We start from the raw sequence: 18,470 nt of genomic DNA on the forward strand, positions 1-18,470 counted from the left end.
CGCGGAGCCGGTGATCAACGGAGAGTAAGCGCAGCGACGCCTCACCCTGCTCACCCACCGGAGCTGCCCGTGACCCACCCCTCGGCCCCGCGCCGCCGCCGTCTTCTCGCGGTCCTCACCGCCGGCGCCCTCACCGTCGCCGGCCTGTCGCCGGCCACGCCCGCGGCCGCCGTCGCCGCACCGGGCCACGACAAAGTGGTCCACACCGTCCCCTCCGCCGCCTCGCCCGACGTCCAGGACGGCTCGGTCGACGCGATCCACGACGCCGGTACGAAGATCATCGCGGGCGGCTCGTTCACCCGGGTGCAGAACCGCAACTCCGACGTCGACATCCCCCGTAGCTACCTGCTCGCCTTCGACAAGGCGACCGGACAGGTGGACACCGCGTTCGCGCCCACGCTCGACAACGAGGTCACGGCGGTCGTCGCCGGCCCCACGGCGGCCACTGTCTTCGTGGCCGGCAAGTTCAACACCGTCAACGGCGTGACCCGGCGCAAGGTCGCCCTGCTCGACGTCGCCACCGGTGCGGTCGTCACCAGCTTCGCGCCGCCCGCGTTCAACGGGCTGATCAAGGACATCGCGCTGGTCGGCGACCGGCTGCTGGTCGGCGGCATCTTCACCACCGCCGGCAACCCCAACCCGCGCGGCGGGCTCGCCTCGCTCAACGCCACCACCGGCGCGGTCGACGGCTACCTCACCACTACGCTGACCGAGAACCACAACTGGGACGGCGTCAGCGGCGCCAAGGCCGGCGTGGGCGCGGAGAAGCTGGCCGTCTCCCCGGACGGCACGCAGCTCGTCGTCATCGGCAACTTCAAGAAGGCCGACGGGGTGCTGCACGACCAGATCGTCAAGCTCGACCTGGGGGCCACCGCCGCCACCGTCGCGGACTGGAACACCGCCCGGTACACGCCGCGCTGCAAGTGGCAGTCGTTCGACTCGTACGTCCGCGACGTCGCGTTCTCCCCGGACAACAGCTACTTCGTGGTGGTCACCACCGGCGCCCCCTACAGCGGGACGCTCTGCGACACCGCGGCCCGCTGGGAGGCCGGTGCGACCGGCACCAGCCTCCAGCCGACCTGGTTCGACTACAGCGGCGGCGACACGTTCCTGTCCGTCGGCATCAGCGAGCAGGCAGTCTACGTCGGCGGCCACCTCCGCTGGCTCAACAACACCACGGGCACCGACAACGCCCGGGCCGGCGCGGTCGGCCGGGCCAGCATCGCCGCGCTCGACCCGGTCAACGGCCTGCCGCTGTCCTGGAACCCGGGCCGGCACCCGCGCGGCATCGGCGCGTCCGAGATGCTCGTCACCGAGTCCGGGCTCTGGATCGGCGGCGACACGCTCTGGATCGGCAACTTCCAGTACCGCCGGGAGCGGATCGCGTTCTTCCCGCTCGCCGGCGGCAAGGCTCCGCACCCGACCACCGCTGCGACGCTGCCCGGCAACGTGTACCAGGCCGGCCTGCCGCAGCCGACGAACGTGCTGCACCGGGTGAACGCGGGCGGCTCGGCCGTCGCCGCCACCGACGGCGGGCCGGACTGGGCGGCCGACACCAACTCCAGCCCCAGCCCGTACCGCAACACCGGCAGCAGCACGTCCAGCTACACCACCGCCCCCACCGTGGACTCGACGGTGCCGGCCGGCACCCCGGCCGTGCTCTACAACGACGAGCGGTACGACCCGTCCGGCGGGGCGGAGATGACCTGGCAGTTCCCGGTGGCCACCGGCACCGAGGTGCACGTGCGGCTCTACCTGGCCAACAGGTACGCCGGCACCGCTAACGCCGGCACGCGGGTCTTCGACGTCGCGCTGGAGGGCGCCGTCGTCCTCGACGACCTCGACCTGTCGGCCACCGCCGGGCACAACGTGGGCACCATGCGCGAGTTCACGGTGGTCAGCGACGGCTCGATCGACATCGAGTTCCGCCACGTGCGGGAGAACCCGCTGGTGAACGCCATCGAGATCGTCAAGACCGGGCCCCCGCCCAGCGGCGCCGGCTCGCCCGTGCAGGTGCGCTCGTACGACGGGCAGAGCGCAGTCGGCGCGCCGGACCCGGTGGCCGACCCGGACGGGACCGTCTGGGCGGGCGCGCGTGGCGCGTTCTGGGTCGGCGGGACGCTGTTCTACGGTGCCGACGGCGCGCTCTACCGGCGTACGTTCGACGGCACCACGTTCGGCACGCCGGAACTGGTGGACCCGTACCACGACCCGTACTGGGACACCGTGGTGACCAACTCCGGTCCGGCCGGGCAGACGTACGTCGGCGCGACTACCGGCTTCTACGCCGAGATCCCGAACGTGACCGGCATGTTCTCCACCGGCGGGCGGCTCTACTACACGCTGACCGGGCAGAACGGCCTGTTCTGGCGCTGGTTCACGCCGGACAGCGGTGTGGTCGGCGCCGACCGGTTCTCCGTGTCCGGGGCGAGCGGTTTCGCCGACGCGGGCGCGCTCTTCGTGGCCGGCTCCACGCTCTACAAGGTGAACCGGAGCACCGGTGACCTGTCCGCCGCCGACTGGGTGAACGGCGCTCCGTCGGGGACGTTCACGGTGCGCAGCGGCCCGGCGGTCGACGGCGTCGACTGGCGCGCCAAGGCGGTCTTCGTCGGCCCGTGACGCGGCAGTGCCCGCCGGCCCGGTCCCGCACCCGCGGGGCCGGGCCGGCGGCTTGTCCCGGCCGGACGGCGGTGGCATGATCATCGGGTCAGCCCGAGAGGTGGAAGGGGGTGTGGTCGATGTCCGTCGTGAACCGTCCCGCGCCCCGCGTTCCCCGCTGACGTTCCCACTCCGTCGGGGCGCGCTCCCCACAGGAGGAAGCACCATGAGTGCACAGATCCACTGCGTGACCGTCGAGTCCGACGACCCGTACACCCTGGCCGGCTGGTGGGCCCGGGTGCTCGACCGCCGGCTCGCCGACGACGACCACCCGGGCGACCCGGAGGCGGTCCTGGCCGCACCCGGCGGCCACGGCCCCGACCTGCTGTTCGTCGAGGTGGGCGAGCGGCACGGCAAGGGCGCGTTCCATCTCGACCTGCACGCGGCCGAGGGCACCCGGGACGAGGAGGTGGCGCGGCTGCGTGAGCTGGGCGCCACGCTGGTGGCCGACCGGCGCCGGCCGGACGGGACCGGCTGGGTGGTGCTGGCCGACCCCGAGGGCAACGAGTTCTGCGTCTGCCGCAGCCCCGCGGAACGGGCCGCGTCCGCCTGATCCGGAAACGACACCGGGCCCCCGCCGTCACGGCGGGGGCCCGGTGCGTGACGGTTGTCAGTCCTGCTTCTCGATCTCGCCGCGCATCGTCACGAACTCCGACTGGAGCTCGGCCGCGGACTTGAAGTAGACGACCACCATGCCGAGGCTGCCCCGGTCGACCCAGATGCAGACGGCCACCGGCACGTCCGACGCCTTGCCGTCGGAGCACTTGGCGTCGCCGCCGAGCGGGCCCGCGTCGACCGTCTTGAAGTCCTTCGTGGCCAGGTCCGGGGTGACCGCCGCGGTGGCGTCGGCCAGCTCCTTCTTCGGGTCCGCCATGACGCCGGACACCGCGACGATCATGACCAGGTCCTTCTTGGCCGGGTCGCCGTAGAAGGCGCCGACAGTGCTGGTCGCGTCCGGCACGTCCTTGCTGAGCTCGGACTTCATCTGCGCCGCGGCGGACTGCAGCTGCGGGTCGGTGACCTTCGCCCGGCCGCCGAGCGTCTGCGGCTCGACCACCCGGGTCTTGGTGGCGGTGACCACCTCGTCGACGGTGTCCTTCGTGGCGAAGTAGGCGGCGACACCGCCGCCGACGCAGAGCACCAGGACCACGGCGAGGACGATCAGCAGGACCTTGCCGACGCCGGACTTCTTCGGCGGGACCGGCGCACCGAGCTGGCTGCCGTACTGCGGCTGCTGCGGCGGGTAGTCGCCGCCGTACTGCTGCTGGGGAGCCTGCGGGTAGTCACCGCCGTACTGCGGCTGCTGCGGCGGCTGGTAGCCACCGGGCTGTTGCTGGGGAGAGGGGTAGTTGCCGGAGTAGGGACTGGACGGCGGCTGGGACATGTAGGCAGCTCCTGTGAGAAAACTGGACGCGTGATCGTAGCCAGCACCACCGACAGCCCGCTGTCCCGCCCAAGGGCGACGACGGAAAACCGCGACCTACCCGTGACCTGGGCCGCAGACGCCGATCGCGGTGGCCGGACCGTCCGGAACGGACAGCCCGACCACCGCGATCGATGCGTTGCGGCCGGTCAGCGCAGGCTTGCCGCGCCGCGCGGCAGGAACCGCTTGCCGGTCACCCGCTCGGAGGTGCCGGTCCGGTCCAGGTACGGCGTGACGCCGCCCAGGTGGAACGGCCAGCCGGCGCCGAGGATCATGCACAGGTCGATGTCCTGCGCCTCGGCGACGACGCCCTCGTCGAGCATGAGCCGGATCTCCTGCGCCAGCGCGTCCAGCGCGTTCTGCCGGACCTGCTCGGCGGTCAGCGGCTCGTCACCGACCACGAGCAGCTTCGCCACCTCGTCGTTGATCTGGTCGTCGACCACGATCGGCTGACCCGAGTCGGCGATCCGCTTGAGGTTCTCGCTGACCCCGAACCGGTCCGGGAACGCCTCGTGCAGGGTGCCGCCGACGTGGTACGCCACGGCCGGCCCGACGAGCTGCAGCAGCGCCAGCGGACGCATCGGCAGGCCCAGCGGGTCCAGCGCGCTGTTCGCCACGTCCAGCGGGGTGCCCTGGTCGACGGCCGCGAACACGGTGCCGAGGAAGCGGGTCAGCAGCCGGTTCACCACGAACGCCGGGGCGTCCTTCACCAGCACCGACGACTTCTTGAGCTGCTTGCCGACCGCGAACGCGGTGGCCAGCGTGGCGTCGTCGGTCCGCTCGCCGCGGACGATCTCCAGCAGCGGCAGCACCGCGACCGGGTTGAAGAAGTGGAAGCCGACCACCCGCTCCGGGTGCTCCAGCTCGGCGGCCATCTCGGTGATGGACAGCGAGCTGGTGTTGGTGGCGAGCACCGCCTCCGGCTTGACGATCTTCTCCAGCTCGGCCCAGACCTGCTTCTTGACGCCCAGGTCCTCGAACACGGCCTCGATGACGAAGTCGGCGTCGGCGAACACGGACTTGTCGACCGAGCCGGACACCAGGCCGTACAGCTTGGCCGCGGTGCCCTTGTCCATCCGGCCCTTGCTGACGGCCTTCTCGATCTGGGTGTGCACGTAGCCGACACCCTTGTCCACCCGGGACTGATCCAGGTCGGTCATCACGACCGGCACCTGGAGCCGCCGGGCGAACAGCAGCGCGAGCTGGCTGGCCATCAGGCCGGCGCCGACGATGCCCACCTTGGTGACCGGACGGGCCAGTCCCTTGTCCGGCGCGCCGGCCGGGCGCTTGGCCCGCCGCTGCACCAGGTCGAAGGCGTACAGGCCGCTGCGCAGCTCCTCGGAGAAGACCAGGTCCGCCAGGGCCTCGTCCTCCGCCGCGGTGCCGGCGGCGAAGTCGGCGTCCTTCGCCGTCTCCAGCAGGTCCAGCGCCTTGTACGCGGACGGGACCGCGCCGTGCAGCCGCTGGTCCAGGGTCTGCCGGGCGAAGTAGAGCACGCCCGCCCACATGTCCTTGTCGACCTCGGGACGGGTCACGGTGACCTCGCCCCGGACCACGCCGGCGGCCCACTCCAGCGACCGCTCCAGGAAGTCGGCCGGCTCCAGCAGCACGTCCGCGATGCCCATCTCGGCCGCCTGCTTCGGCTTGAGCATCTTGTTCTGCATCAGCGGGTTCTGGATGATCACCTGCGTGGCGGCCGGGATGCCGATCAGGTTCGGCAGCAGCTGCGTACCGCCCCAGCCGGGGATCAGGCCGAGCGAGACCTCGGGCAGCGCCAGGGCCGCCGCGCCCGCCGACAGCGTCCGGTAGTGGCAGTGCAGCGCCAGCTCCAGGCCGCCGCCCATCGCCGCGCCGTTGACGAACGCGAAGGTGGGGACGCCGCTGTCCTTGAGGCGGGCGAAGACCCGGTGGCCCAGCCGGCCGATCTCCAGCGCCTGCTCCCGGTTCTCCAGCGCGGGCAGGCTGGTGATGTCCGCGCCCACGCAGAAGATGTACGGCTTGCCGGTGACCGCGATGAACGCCGGCTCGGCCGCCAGCGCGGCGGTGATCGCCTCGTCCAGGCTGGTCAGACCGGCCGGGCCGAAGGTGTTCGGCTTGGTGTGGTCGAAGCCGTTGTCCAGCGTGATGAGGGCGGCGGGCCGGTCCAGCCCGGGTACGGCCACCTGGCGCAGCAGCGCCTTGGTGACGACCTCGTTCGGTGCGGCGAGGCTCACTTGTCTCCACCCTCCCAGTGCGGGTTCTCCCAGATCACGGTGCCGCCCATGCCGATGCCGATGCACATGGCGGTGAGGCCGTAGCGGACCTCGGGGTGCTCGGCGAACTGGCGGGCGAGCTGGGTCATCAGCCGGACGCCGGAGGACGCGAGCGGGTGACCGATGGCGATCGCGCCGCCCCACGGGTTGACCCGCGGGTCGTCGTCGGCGATGCCGAAGTGGTCCAGGAAGGCGAGCACCTGCACCGCGAACGCCTCGTTCAGCTCGAACAGGCCGATGTCGTCGATGCTCAGGCCGGCGATGCGCAGCGCCTTCTCGGTCGACGGGATCGGGCCGACGCCCATCACCTCGGGCTCGACGCCGACGAAGCCGAACGACACCAGGCGCATGCCGACCGGCAGGCCCAGCTCGCGGGCGGTCTCCTCGGCCACCAGCAGGGCGGCGGTGGCGCCGTCGTTCAGGCCGGCCGCGTTGCCCGCGGTGACCTTGCCGTGCGGCCGGAACGGGGTCTTCAGGCCGGCCAGCTTCTCCATCGAGGTGTCCCGGGGTGCCTCGTCCACGCTGGCCAGGCCCCAGCCCGCCTCCGGGTCGCGGACCGCCACCGGCACCAGGTCGCCCTGGAGCTTGCCGTTGGCGTACGCCTTCGCGGTCTTCTGCTGCGACGCCAGCGCGAACGCGTCGGTGCGCTCCTTGGTGATGTGCGGGACCCGGTCGTGCAGGTTCTCCGCGGTGGAGCCCATCACCAGGGCGGACGGGTCGACGAGCTTCTCCGCGACGATGCGCGGGTTGGGGTCGACGCCCTCGCCCATCGGGTGGCGGCCCATGTGCTCGACGCCGCCGGCGATGGCCACGTCGTACGCGCCCATGGCGATGCCGCTGGCCACTGTGGTGACAGCGGTCATCGCGCCGGCGCACATCCGGTCGATGGCGAAGCCGGGCACGGTCTTGGGCAGGCCGGCCAGCAGGGCGGCGGTGCGGCCGATGGTCAGGCCCTGGTCACCGATCTGGGTGGTGGCGGCGATGGCCACCTCCTCCACCTTCTCCGGCGGCAGTTGCGGATTGCGGCGCATCAGCTCGCGGATGCAGCGGATCACCAGATCGTCGGCGCGGGTGTTGGCGTACATCCCACCCGCCTTGCCGAACGGGGTACGGACGCCGTCGACGAAGACGACATCCCGGACTTCACGGGGCACTTGGAGCCTCCCTCGGCACGGGCATTTCCCCGGATGCTACTCGCCAGTAACCAAACGTGGCACCACCCCCCGCGTGGCCCACCTCACACCTGTCGTCGACGTTACTGCTGGGGGGTGCGCAGCGCCTCGGTAAGAGCAGGCAGCAGCAGTCCGATCTGCCACTCGCGGGCGCCGAACCCGCGCAGCGCCTCCGCGACCGTCTCGTCGGTGATCTCCGTGGGCGGCTGCCACGCCAGCCGGCGGATCGAGTCCGGCGCGATCAGGTTCTCCGCCGGCAGCCGGTGCGCCCCGGCGGTGCCGACCACCACCTCCCGGGCGCGGGCCAGCCGGCCGGCCGCCACCGGGTCGCGTTCGGCCCAACGGTGCGGCGGAGGCGGCCCCTCCACCGCCGGGCTCACCGGCAGCGCGTCGTCCGGCAGTTGCCGCGCGTCGTCCAGCGCCGCCAGCCAGGTACGCGCCAGCCGGCGCACCGACCGCCCGCCGAACCCGGGGAGCGTGAGCAGCGTCTTCTCGTCCTTCGGGTCCAGCTCGGCGGCGGCCACGATGGCCGAGTCGGGCAGCACCCGGCCCGGCGCGGCGTCCCGGCGGGCGGCGATCTGGTCCCGCGCGTACCAGAGCGAACGCACCCGGGCCTGGGCGCGCGCGCCGCGTACCCGGTGGATGCCGGACGTACGCCGCCACGGCTCGGCGCGGACGCGCGGCGGACGGGCGCCGTTGCGTACGAGCGCGTCGAACTCCTCCGCCGCCCAGGCGGACTTGCCCTGCCGCTGCAACTCCTCGTCCAGCGCGTCGCGCAGGTCCACGAGCAGTTCCACGTCGAGCGCCGCGTACGTCAGCCAGGACTCCGGCAGCGGCCGGCTGGACCAGTCGGCGGCGGAGTGGTGCTTCTCCAGGCTGAACCCGAGCAGCTGTTCGGTCAGCGCGGCCAGGCCGACCCGCTCGAACCCGGCCAGCCGGGCGGCCAGTTCGGTGTCGAACAACCGGCGCGGGCGCAGCCCCACCTCGGCCAGGCAGGCGAGATCCTGGCTGGCCGCGTGCAGCACCCACTCGGTCTCGGCGATCGCCGCGTCCAGGGCGGACAGGTCGGGCAGCGGCAGCGGGTCGATGAGCGCGGTGCCGGCGCCGCCGCGGCGCAGCTGCACCAGATAGGCGCGCTGGCTGTAGCGGTAGCCGGAGGCGCGTTCGGCGTCGAGGGCCACCGGGCCGGTGCCGGCCGCGAAGCGGGCCACGACCTCGTCCAACTCGGCGGTTGTGGCCACCGGGGCGGGCGTGCCGTCGCGCGGCGCGGTCAGGGGGACGGCCGCGTCCGGATCGGTCTCGGTCCCCGCGTCCGCCGGCTCCGGCAGGGCCGACGTCGGATCGGTGGAGACCTCTCCCGTACGGCTTTCGGCGGCCCGACGGCGCAGGGGTGGTTCGTCGGTCACCTGACAACCCTAGTGGGCCGGACGATCCGGTGTGCGCAGCCGGTCCGGCGCGTGTCGGCGCGACGGCCCTCAGGTGACCGGAAAGGTGCGGGTTGCGGGGCCGTGAGAGGGTCGGACAAGAGGGAAGACAAAGCCCGTTCCCGCCGGTACGGTCCATCGAGCCGCGAACGGCGTACGGGCCGTGCCACAGCGGTCGGGGGGCGTCGGCGAAGCCGACGGGGAGGACGGGCGAGCATGACAGGCGGGTACGGAACCGGCGACGACGTGCCGGGGCAGGGCGGCGGCGAGACGGCGGCCGACCGGCCGGGGCCGCTGCCGCCGCGCTTCGCCCCACCCGCCGGCTCGGCCCCGGTGCCGTTCGCCGGTGGATCCGAGTGGGGCGGCACGCCCGGCTATCCGGCGCCCTCGGCGCGGGCCGCCGTCCAGCCACCCGCCGTCCAGCCGACCGCCGTCTACCCGGGTCGCCCGGACCCGGCCGGCACGCCGCAGTCGACGCCTTACGCCGCCTCGTCCGGCGTCGCGACCCCGCCCGCCACGGCCCAGCCGTCGTCCTACGGAACCGCACCTTCCCAACCGGGCCAGTCGTCCTACGGCGCCGCGCCGGGCCAGCCGTCCTACGGCGCCGTACCGGCGCAGACCTCCCGGTCCGCCGCTCCGGCGTACCCAGGTCAGCCGGGCGGGGCGCCGTCGTACCCGGGCCAGCCGGTGTCCGCGTCGCCGTCGTACCCGGGCGGGCCGGGGTCGTCGTCGTACCCGGACCGGCAGCCCGCCGCACCGTCGTATCCGGGTCCGTCCGGCAGCGGTCCGGCCTACCCGGGCCGGCCCGTGTCCGCGCCCGCCTACCCGGGCCAGCCGGTGTCCGGGCCGTCGCAGCCGGGCGCCGCGTACCCGGGTCCGCCGGCCCCCATGGGCGGCCCGGCCGGCCCGGCGTCCCGGCGCAGCCGGGTGGCGGTGGTGGCGCTGGCCCTGGCCGCCGTGCTGACGGTGGTCACCGGCGTGCAGGCGTACCAGATCTACCGGCTCGACGACCGGCTCGCCGCCGCCGACAAGCGGATGGCCGAGGGGCAGGGCGCGGACGCCGGCCGGCTCGACGGCCTGGAGCAGCGCGCCGGCAGCCTGGAGAAGCAGGCCGACGCGGCCTTCAACCCGGAGGCCGTGGCCAGCGCGGTGCTGCCGAGCGTGTTCCGGGTGCGGGCCGGGCAGTTCACCGGTACGGCGTTCGCCGTCGGCAAGGCGCCGTCCGGCGGTGGCACCACGCTGCTGACGAACTTCCACGTGGTCGAGTCGGTCTTCACCGCGGGTGAGCGCAAGGTGTTCCTGGAGCGCAAGGACCAGCGGTTCGAGGCGACCATCATCGCCACCGACAAGGACAAGGACCTGGCGCAGCTGCAGACCACCGCCAAGTTCACCGGGCTGGTCGCGGCCCGCGCCCCGGTGCGGTCCGGCCAGCAGATCATCGTGGTCGGCGCGCCGCTCGGACTGCAGGACAGTGTCACCACGGGCGTGGTCAGCGCGTTCCGCGAGGACGAGCGCGGCGGCGGCCCGGTGATCCAGTTCGACGCTCCGATCAACCCGGGTAACTCCGGCGGCCCGGTGATCAACGGTTCGAAGGAGGTCGTCGGCATCGCCACGGCCAAGGCCCGCAACGCCGAGGGCATCGGGCTCGCGGTGCCGATCAAGACCGCCTGCGACCGGTTCCGGCTCTGCTGACCGCTGGCCGGACCGGCCCGGCCGCACCGCATCGACCCCGGTCCATCGGGCCACCCCGCGGGGGACCAGCACATCTGGAGGAACGACATGTCCTACCCACCGGCCGGAGGCGACAACCAGCCCCCGGCGCCGGGGGGCACGGTCTACGGCAACCCGTACGGCAGCCGGCCCGCGCCCCAGCAGTACGACCCGAACCAGCCCTCGCCGACCCTGCACCAGCCCACCGTGTCCGGCGGGGCTCCCGGGTACGGCGGATATCAGCCCGCCGCGCCGGGACAGCCGGGATACGCGCCCGGCGCCGCCCCGGTGCCCCCGCCGGCGCAGCCGATGTCGGCGCCGCCGGTATCCGTCCCGCCGGTCTCCGCCCCCGGCTACGCGCAGCCGATGTCGGTCCCGCCGGCGTCCGCTCCGCCGGTGTCCGGCCCCGGCTTCGCGCCGCCGCCGATGTCCGGGCCGCCCGGCCCGTACGGCCCGCCGGGCGCCGCGCCGGCGACCGGCGGCGGCAGGAAGTGGGCCGCGGTGGTGCTCGGCCTCGTCGCCGCGTTGCTGTTCGTCTTCGGCGGCGTGATGACGTTCCTGTACGTCTCCACGAACGGCGAGCTGGACAAGTCCCGGCAGACGGTCAGCCAGCGTGACGGCACGATCTCGGCGAACCAGCAGGAGATCGAGAAGCTCAAGGGTGAGCTGAAGACGGTCCAGGAGCGGCTGTCGAACACCCAGCAGGACCTGACCGGCACCAAGAACGACCGGGACGAGCAGGCCCGGCAGAAGAAGGTCATCGCGAGCTGCCTGGACAAGCTGACCACCGCCATCGCGGCGGCGTCGCGCGGCGACCGGGCCGCCTTCGACGCGGCCAACAAGGGCCTCGACAAGGTCTGCGACGAGGCCGAGAACTACCTCTGACCGGCGTCCGTCCGAAGGCCGCCCCGGATCGCCCGGGGCGGCCTTCGCGCATCCCGCGATTCGCCCCGCGAACGAGCGACGGTCAGGCGGCGCCTGCCGAGCGGCGGGTGGGCAGCGCGGTGACGCCGGGCGGCGGCAGGCCGGCCGTGGAGGCCAGCAGCGTGCACCAGCCGAGCAGATGCGGACCGAGGTCGGCGCGCAGCGGCGTCCAGGAGGCGCGGATCTCGATGTCACCGGCGGCGGGCGGCCCGGCCAGCTCGCCGAAGCGGGTGGAGAGCGTCTGGGTGACGGTGCCGCCGATCGCCCGGTGCCCGGCGCCCTGCGCGTCGAGCGCGTCGGTCAGCCAGGTCCAGCCGACGCCGGGCAGCAGCGGATCGCTGGCGAGGTCGACCTCCAGCTCGGCGGTGACGTACGTGACCAGCCGCAGCGTGCCCTGCCAGGCCTCGTGCCCGGCCGGGTCGTGCAGCAGGATCAGCCGGCCGGTGGCCACCTCGTCGTCGTCGCGCAGCACGGCGGCGGAGAGCGCGAACGCGTACGGGGCCAGCCGCTGCGGCGCCCCGACCTCCTCCAGCTCGATCTCCGGGCGGGGTGTCACCGACCGCAGCCCCGCGACCGCGCGAGCGAACGTTTCCGGGAGCGCGATCGGGGGGGCCATGCGGGCAGCCTATGCCGCGCTCACCGCGCGGCGCGCGACGGCGCGCCGGGTGATCGCCGGTTGAGGGGCCTTCCTTCTACGTCACAAATGCGGACGGTGAGCGCGGGCGCGCACCGGGGGCGTGGCACGATTGCCGCGATGACCACCGACACCACGGGCACTGCCGCCCGAGACGGAGAACCCCGCCGTGGCGGGCCGGCCGACTCGCCCTTCCTCCGGGCCTGCCGGCGCGAGCCGGGCCCGCACACCCCGGTCTGGTTCATGCGCCAGGCCGGCCGGTCGTTGCCGGAGTACCGGGAGATCCGGGCGAACGTGCCGATGCTGGAGTCCTGCCGCCGGCCCGAGCTGGTCACCGAGATCACGCTCCAGCCGGTGCGCCGGCACGGCGTGGACGCGGCGATCCTGTTCAGCGACATCGTGGTGCCGGTCGCCGCGGCCGGCGTCGACCTGGACATCGTGCCCGGCACCGGCCCGGTGGTGGCCGAACCGGTCCGTACCGCCGCCGACGTCGAGCGGATCACCCCGATCGGCCGCGACGACGTGTCGTACGTGGACGAGGCGGTCCGCCGGCTCGTCGTCGAGCTGGGCGACACCCCGCTGATCGGCTTCGCCGGCGCCCCGTTCACGCTCGCCAGCTACCTGGTGGAGGGCGGCCCGTCGCGCACGCACGCCAAGACCAAGGCGCTGATGTACGGCGACCCGGACCTGTGGCACGCGCTGTGCGCGCGGCTGGCCGAGGTGACGCTTGCGTTCCTCCAGGTGCAGATCGACGCCGGGGTCTCCGCGGTGCAGCTGTTCGACTCGTGGGCCGGCGCGCTCTCCGAGGCCGACTACCGCCGCTTCGTGCTGCCGCACTCGACGTACGTGCTGGGCGGGCTCGCCGACGCGGGCGTACCCCGGATCCACTTCGGGGTGGGCACCGGCGAGCTGCTCGGCGCGATGGGCGAGGCCGGCGCCGACGTGGTGGGCGTGGACTGGCGGACGCCGCTGGACGTCGCCACCGGCCGGATCGGGCCCGACAAGGCGGTGCAGGGCAACCTCGACCCGACAGTGCTGCTCGCCCCCTGGCCGGCGGTGGAGGCCGAGGTGCGGCGCATCGTCGAGCAGGGCCGGGCCGCTCCCGGCCACGTGTTCAACCTCGGTCACGGCGTCCTGCCGGAGACCGACCCCGAGGTGCTGACCCGGGTGGTCGCGCTGGTGCACGAGCTGACCGCGCGACCGGAGCGCTAGGAGGAGACAGTGGTGCGACCGTGGCGGGTGGCGATCGTCGGTGGCGGGATCACCGGGCTGGCCGCCGCCGTCCGGTTGCGCGACCGGGCTCCCGAGGGCACCGAGATCACCGTGTACGAGCAGTCCGGCCGCCTCGGCGGGAAGCTGTTCACCGGTGAGCTGGCCGGTGGCCCGGTCGAGTTCGGCGCGGAGTCGTTCCTGATGCGCGACCCGGCCGGTGGCGAGTCGGCAGCGGTGACGCTGGCCCGCCGCCTCGGCCTGGACGAGGAGATCGTGCACCCCACGGTCGGGCAGGCGGCCCTGCTGGTCGACGGCACGTTGCGACCGGTGCCGGGCGGCACGCTCGTCGGCGTACCCGGGGATCTGGACAAGGTGGCGGCGGTGGCGCCGCCGGCCGCGGACGCCGACCGCGACGCGGGCCGGCCGCTGCTGGCCGACGGCGAGGACACGTCGGTCGGTGAGCTGGTCCGCAAGCGTCTCGGTGACGCGGTGGTGGAGCGGCTGGTCGATCCGATGCTCGGCGGTGTGTACGCCGGGCGGGCCGACGACCTGTCGCTGGTCACCACGATGCCGGCGCTGGCTCGCGCGGCCCGCTCCGAGCACACGCTGGTCGGGGCGGTACGCGCCGCGCAGGCCGCCGCGCCGCGCGCGCCGGGCGCCCCGGTCTTCGGCACCCTCGCCGGCGGGCTGAGCACGTTGGTCGAGGTGGCGGCGACGGCGAGCGGTGCGACGATCCGCCGGGGCGCCGCGGTACGCGAACTGCGCCGCACCCCGGACGGCTGGCGGCTCACCGTCGGGCCGACCCGCGACGCCGAGCACGTCGAGGCCGACGCGGTGCTGCTCGCGGTGCCGGCCCGCCCGGCCGCGCGGCTGCTCGCCGCCGCCGCGCCCGAGGTGGCCGACACGGTCGGCGCGCTCGACTACGCCAGCGTCGCCCTGATCACGCTGGCACTGCCAGGCCCGGCCCTGCCGGAGCTGTCCGGCTTCCTGGTGCCGGCCGGCGAAGGGCTGACGATCAAGGCGTCCACGTTCTTCACCACCAAGTGGGGGCACCTGCGGCGGCCGGACGGGCTGGCGCTGGTGCGCGCCTCGGTCGGCCGGTACGGCGACGAGACGTCGCTGCGGCTCACCGACGACGACCTGGCCGACACGGTGCACCGGGAGCTGTCGGCGGTGCTCGGCGCGCCGCTGCCGGCCCCGGTGGTCCGGCACGTGCAGCGGTGGGGTGGCGCGCTGCCGCAGTACACGCCGGGGCACACCGGCCGGGTGGCGGCGGTCCGGACGGCGCTGCGCGCCGCCCACCCGACGCTTGCAGTGGCCGGGGCCGGCTATGACGGCGTCGGCATTCCGGTCTGCGTCCGCTCCGGCGAGACGGCGGCCGAAGAGATCATCACGGCACTGGGAGGATCGGCAGCATGACCGAGCAGACCAACGCGGCGCGGCTGCGGGAGCTCAACGAGACCATCCGCTACACCATGTGGTCGGTGTACCGGGCCACCAGCCCGCTGCCGTCGCTGCGGGAGAACGTCGTCGACGAGGTCGAGTCGCTCTTCACCGAGCTGGCCGGCAAGGACGTCACGATCCGGGGCACGTACGACGTGGCCGGGCTGCGCGCCGACGCCGACCTGATGATCTGGTGGCACTCGTCGTCCAGCGACGCGCTCCAGGACGCGTACCTGCGGTTCCGCCGCACCACGCTGGGCCGGGCGCTCACCCCGGTCTGGTCGCAGATGGCGCTGCACCGCCCGGCCGAGTTCAACAAGAGCCACATCCCGGCGTTCCTGGCCGACGAGCAGCCGCGCTCCTACCTGTGCGTCTACCCGTTCGTGCGCTCGTACGAGTGGTACCTGCTGCCCGACGCCGAGCGGCGTGAGCTGCTGTCCGAGCACGGCAAGATGGCCCGCGGCTACCCGGACGTGCGGGCCAACACCGTCGCCTCGTTCGCGCTCGGCGACTACGAGTGGATGCTGGCGTTCGAGGCCGACGAGCTGCACCGGATCGTGGATCTCATGCGCGACCTGCGGGCCTCCGGCGCCCGCCGGCACGTGCGGGAGGAGATCCCGTTCTACACCGGCCGCCGCCGCCCGGTCGCCGACATCGTCAACTGCCTGGTCTGAGGGGTGCCCGGCCGGGACCGCGCTCGCGGTCCCGGCCGGATCCCGGTCAGGCGGTCGTCGTGCAGGACAGGATGCCGGGCACCGGGTTCGTCGCACCGGCCGAGCCGGTGAAGCCGAACGAGGTGCTCGCACCCGGCGCGAGCGAGCCGTTGTAGGCCACGTTGCGTGCCGTCACCAGCGTTCCGCTCGTGGTCACAGTGGCGTTCCACGCCGAGTTGACCTGCTGGCCGTTCTGGTAGTTCCAGCTCACCGACCAGCCGCGGATCGGTGAACCGCTGCCGTTGGTCACCTTCACCTCGGCCTGGAAGCCACCGCCCCACGAACCGGTGATCGCGTACGTCGCGGTGCAGCCACCGGCCGGGTTCGGCGTGCTCGGCGGCGGGCTGGTCGGCGGCGTGCTCGTCGGCGGGGTGCTGGTGGGCGGCGTGCTGGTCGGCGGGGTGGTCGGGGACGTCGTCGGCGACGGGCCGGACCCGCCGAAGTCCACGTCACTGCACAGGTAGTAGGACTGGTCCAGGTGGCTGGCCTGCCAGATGGTGTAGACGATGTGCCGGCCGGTGCGGCCCGGCGCGTTCGCCGGGATCTGGATGGACACGCCGTCCACCTCACGCGTCCACTGGCTGGCCGGGGTGTTGCCGATCTGGCCGACCAGTTCCAGGTCGCTCCAGCGCAGCGGCGAGGTGAGCGCGTTGAAACCCTGCTTGGTCACGTACACCCGGATGTAGTCGGCGCCGTGGCTGGCCTGGTCGAAGAACTTGACCCGGAAGCTGTTGGTGACCGGCACGGTCTTCCAGGCGCCGACGGTGTCGAGCGCGTTGTAGCGGCCGCTCTGGGTGCGGCCGCCGCTGCACAGCTGCCCGTCCGGGATGGCGCCCTGGTGGTTGCCGGCCACGCCCTCGCGGAACAGGCCGTTCCAGTTCCACATGGCGTTCGGGTCGGCCTGCCACGCCTGCCAGCACATCGGGTCCTGGGTGGCCATGGCCGGGTTCTGGAAGTCACCGCCCCAGCGCTGCCAGCAGCTGTAGGCGCGCGAGGCCGGGTCGACAACCGACCCGTGCGCCGAGGCCGGGCCGGAGAACGCGGTGGTGAGCAGCGCCGCCACCACCGCGCAGACGGCGATGATCGCCGCCGCGAGCGGCAAGGGGCGGCGGTACGGAGTGGACATGGAAAGCCTCCGGGATGGGGTGTCGGTGCACGACGCCCGGACTGTCGGGAGTTGCCCTCTCCCGCGTGGCGGCTCCGCCCGCACGCTGCCACAAAAAGCGACAAACGTCAATTAGTCGGGTCACGGCGCATCGGGGTGTGCGGGATGCCGTCCTCGACGTAGCCGGGGCCGCTGACCTCGAAGCCGAGCCCCGCGTAGAAGCCGACCAGGTGCGTCTGCGCGTCGAGCACGCACGGCCGGTCACCCACCACGGCCAGGGCCTCGGTCATCAGCGCGCCGGCCAGGCCCGCGCCGCGGGCCGCCGACGCCACCACCACCCGCCCGATCCGCGCCACGCCGCCGGGGTCGGCCAGGATCCGCAGGTACGCGACCACAACGTCGTCGCTGCTCAGCCACAGGTGGCGGGTGCCGGGTTCGACGTCCCGGCCGTCCAGCTCCGGGTACGGGCAGGACTGCTCGACCACGAACACGTCGATGCGCAGCCGGAGCAGGTCGTGGAAGGTGCGGGCGTCCAGGTCGGCGAAGCCGGCCAGGTGGGACTCGACGGGCATCGGCCCAGGGTAGGCGGCGCGTCTCCGGCTGCTCGTGCTCCCCCTGGCGCGACATGTCGACCCGGCGCGCGCCGGGCCGGCGCGGTTGTCAGTCCCTGGACGCGCGCAGCCCGGCGGCGGTGGCGGTGACGGCGCGCTCGAACCAGGTGCCGGTGTCGGCCGCCGAGCGGGTCCAGACCGCGACGCACTGGGTCACCCGGCCCCGGTGCAGGCAGCCGTAGCGGTGCGGGAAGCGGGCGCCGTCGGGCACCGTCATGGTCGCCGACACCACGCGGCCCGGCACGCCCAGCCCGGCGGGCAGGTCCGCTGCGGTGTGGCCGGCGGTCACCTGGCCGTCCTCCTCGTCGCGCTCGCACGCCTCCAGCACGCCGAAGATCTGCCGTACCGCGTCCGCGGCCGTCGGCTCGTCCGGGTAGACCACGGTCTCCTGGGCGATCTCGACGAACTCGGCGGCCGGGGTTCCCTGCGGCGTGACGAAGACCCGGGTGGACACGACCAGCCGCCGGTCGAGCAGGGGCAGCGGGCGACCGCACACGACACCGTCGGAGTCGAGCCGCTCACTGGCGTGCTCGGGTTCCTCGGCCAGGCCGGCCAGGCTGCCGGTCGCGGCGTACCGGTCGCGCAGCGCCGCGGCGGCGCCGCCGTCGGTGGGCGAGGGCGCGGCGAGCGCCGGATCGGGGGCGGTCGTGGCGCTCGGCTCGGTGGCGGGAGAGCAGCCCGCGAGGACGGCGACGAGTGCCGCCGCGATGATCAACCGTCGGGTCACGGATGGATGCTAGTCAGAGATCGACTCCGACGGTGTCCCCGGAGCACGGCCCGCCCCTGGGCGTGGCCGAACCACGCGTCAGGCGGGGCGGGCGCCGACCGCGTCGCGTACCTCGGCGCCCTGCTCGCCCTCGACGGCGCGGGCGCAGTGGGCGCAGCAGAAGAAGCGGCCGGAGACCTCGACGCCGTGCCCGACGATCTTGATCTGGCAGTGCTCGCAGATCGGCGCCATCTTGTGCACCGCGCACTCGAAACAGTCGAACGTGTGCCGCGACCCGTCGACGGTGCGCACCTCGAACGCCATCCAGTAATCGTTGCCGCAAACCTCGCAGGCAGTCATGCGAAACCCCCCGAAAACGGACCTGTCATCCGAGAGTCGCGCAGACGACACCTTCGAGCAACCGGAACCGGCGAACCTGATCCGGCCCCACGGCGAGTCGCTCCCGGCGTGTCGCGCGTTGAC

General features: G+C 73.6%; 16 protein-coding genes. 7 read left to right on the forward strand and 9 right to left on the reverse strand.

Annotated elements, in window-relative coordinates; genetic code table 11:
* Window positions 1–69 precede the first annotated feature (69 nt).
* Both GA0070562_RS12370 and GA0070562_RS12375 read left to right on the forward strand, forming a co-directional pair.
* Window positions 70–2,619, forward strand: coding sequence for a malectin domain-containing carbohydrate-binding protein (locus tag GA0070562_RS12370; RefSeq protein ID WP_091419995.1), 2,550 nt, complete (start codon window positions 70–72; stop codon window positions 2,617–2,619).
* Between the two features lie 205 nt (window positions 2,620–2,824).
* On the forward strand, window positions 2,825–3,211 hold the full coding sequence (locus tag GA0070562_RS12375) for a VOC family protein (RefSeq protein ID WP_091419997.1): 387 nt from the start codon (window positions 2,825–2,827) through the stop codon (window positions 3,209–3,211).
* A 57-nt stretch (window positions 3,212–3,268) separates the two neighbouring features.
* Here GA0070562_RS12375 and GA0070562_RS12380 read toward each other — a convergent pair whose 3' ends face one another.
* From GA0070562_RS12380 to GA0070562_RS12395, 4 genes are all read right to left on the reverse strand, one after another.
* On the reverse strand, window positions 3,269–4,042 hold the full coding sequence (locus tag GA0070562_RS12380; RefSeq protein WP_091419999.1) for a hypothetical protein: 774 nt from the start codon (window positions 4,040–4,042) through the stop codon (window positions 3,269–3,271).
* A gap of 188 nt (window positions 4,043–4,230) precedes the next feature.
* The gene (locus GA0070562_RS12385) at window positions 4,231–6,294 is read right to left on the reverse strand and encodes a 3-hydroxyacyl-CoA dehydrogenase NAD-binding domain-containing protein (RefSeq protein ID WP_091420001.1); all 2,064 of its coding nucleotides are present in this window, start codon (window positions 6,292–6,294) and stop codon (window positions 4,231–4,233) included.
* Window positions 6,291–7,487 carry a thiolase family protein gene (locus tag GA0070562_RS12390; RefSeq protein WP_091420004.1) on the reverse strand — a complete coding sequence of 399 codons (1,197 nt, stop codon included), beginning with the start codon at window positions 7,485–7,487 and terminating at the stop codon, window positions 6,291–6,293. The genes GA0070562_RS12385 and GA0070562_RS12390 overlap by 4 nt, the downstream gene beginning before the upstream one ends.
* A gap of 101 nt (window positions 7,488–7,588) precedes the next feature.
* Window positions 7,589–8,911: a ribonuclease D gene (locus tag GA0070562_RS12395; RefSeq protein WP_091420007.1), complete on the reverse strand. Its 1,323-nt coding sequence runs from the start codon at window positions 8,909–8,911 to the stop codon at window positions 7,589–7,591.
* 234 nt (window positions 8,912–9,145) lie between these two features.
* Between GA0070562_RS12395 and GA0070562_RS12400 the strand changes: the two genes are divergently transcribed.
* Window positions 9,146–10,621, forward strand: a complete 1,476-nt coding sequence (locus tag GA0070562_RS12400) for a S1C family serine protease (RefSeq protein ID WP_091420009.1) — start codon at window positions 9,146–9,148, stop codon at window positions 10,619–10,621.
* A gap of 87 nt (window positions 10,622–10,708) precedes the next feature.
* Window positions 10,709–11,524 (forward strand): hypothetical protein, encoded by an 816-nt coding sequence (locus GA0070562_RS12405; RefSeq protein WP_091420011.1) that lies wholly within the window; start codon window positions 10,709–10,711, stop codon window positions 11,522–11,524.
* A gap of 82 nt (window positions 11,525–11,606) precedes the next feature.
* Here the strand turns inward: GA0070562_RS12405 and GA0070562_RS12410 are convergent, their stop codons facing one another.
* Window positions 11,607–12,179 carry a DUF3000 domain-containing protein gene (locus GA0070562_RS12410; protein WP_091420014.1) on the reverse strand — a complete coding sequence of 191 codons (573 nt, stop codon included), beginning with the start codon at window positions 12,177–12,179 and terminating at the stop codon, window positions 11,607–11,609.
* A 138-nt stretch (window positions 12,180–12,317) separates the two neighbouring features.
* Between GA0070562_RS12410 and hemE the strand changes: the two genes are divergently transcribed.
* Genes hemE through hemQ form a run of 3 tightly spaced genes read left to right on the forward strand, consistent with a single transcriptional unit; the run spans window position 12,318 to window position 15,526 of the window.
* Window positions 12,318–13,409, forward strand: a complete 1,092-nt coding sequence (gene hemE / locus GA0070562_RS12415; RefSeq protein WP_175438708.1) for a uroporphyrinogen decarboxylase — start codon at window positions 12,318–12,320, stop codon at window positions 13,407–13,409.
* 9 nt (window positions 13,410–13,418) lie between these two features.
* Window positions 13,419–14,828, forward strand: a complete 1,410-nt coding sequence (gene hemG / locus GA0070562_RS12420; RefSeq protein WP_091420018.1) for a protoporphyrinogen oxidase — start codon at window positions 13,419–13,421, stop codon at window positions 14,826–14,828.
* On the forward strand, window positions 14,825–15,526 hold the full coding sequence (hemQ, locus tag GA0070562_RS12425) for a hydrogen peroxide-dependent heme synthase (protein WP_091420020.1): 702 nt from the start codon (window positions 14,825–14,827) through the stop codon (window positions 15,524–15,526). Before hemG ends, hemQ begins: the two co-directional genes overlap by 4 nt.
* A gap of 46 nt (window positions 15,527–15,572) precedes the next feature.
* On the opposite strand, the gene GA0070562_RS12430 is transcribed toward hemQ, so the two are convergent.
* From GA0070562_RS12430 to GA0070562_RS12445, 4 genes are all read right to left on the reverse strand, one after another.
* On the reverse strand, window positions 15,573–16,691 hold the full coding sequence (locus GA0070562_RS12430) for a lytic polysaccharide monooxygenase (RefSeq protein WP_091420022.1): 1,119 nt from the start codon (window positions 16,689–16,691) through the stop codon (window positions 15,573–15,575).
* A gap of 107 nt (window positions 16,692–16,798) precedes the next feature.
* The gene (locus GA0070562_RS12435) at window positions 16,799–17,242 is read right to left on the reverse strand and encodes a GNAT family N-acetyltransferase (protein WP_091420024.1); all 444 of its coding nucleotides are present in this window, start codon (window positions 17,240–17,242) and stop codon (window positions 16,799–16,801) included.
* 88 nt (window positions 17,243–17,330) lie between these two features.
* Window positions 17,331–18,008, reverse strand: coding sequence for a hypothetical protein (locus GA0070562_RS12440; RefSeq protein ID WP_091420026.1), 678 nt, complete (start codon window positions 18,006–18,008; stop codon window positions 17,331–17,333).
* Between the two features lie 78 nt (window positions 18,009–18,086).
* Entirely contained in the window at window positions 18,087–18,347 is a 261-nt protein-coding gene (locus GA0070562_RS12445) for a Prokaryotic metallothionein (protein ID WP_091420029.1), read from the reverse strand.
* Window positions 18,348–18,470 lie beyond the last annotated feature (123 nt).

This window comes from Micromonospora tulbaghiae, assembly GCF_900091605.1.
Classification (GTDB): domain Bacteria; phylum Actinomycetota; class Actinomycetes; order Mycobacteriales; family Micromonosporaceae; genus Micromonospora; species Micromonospora tulbaghiae.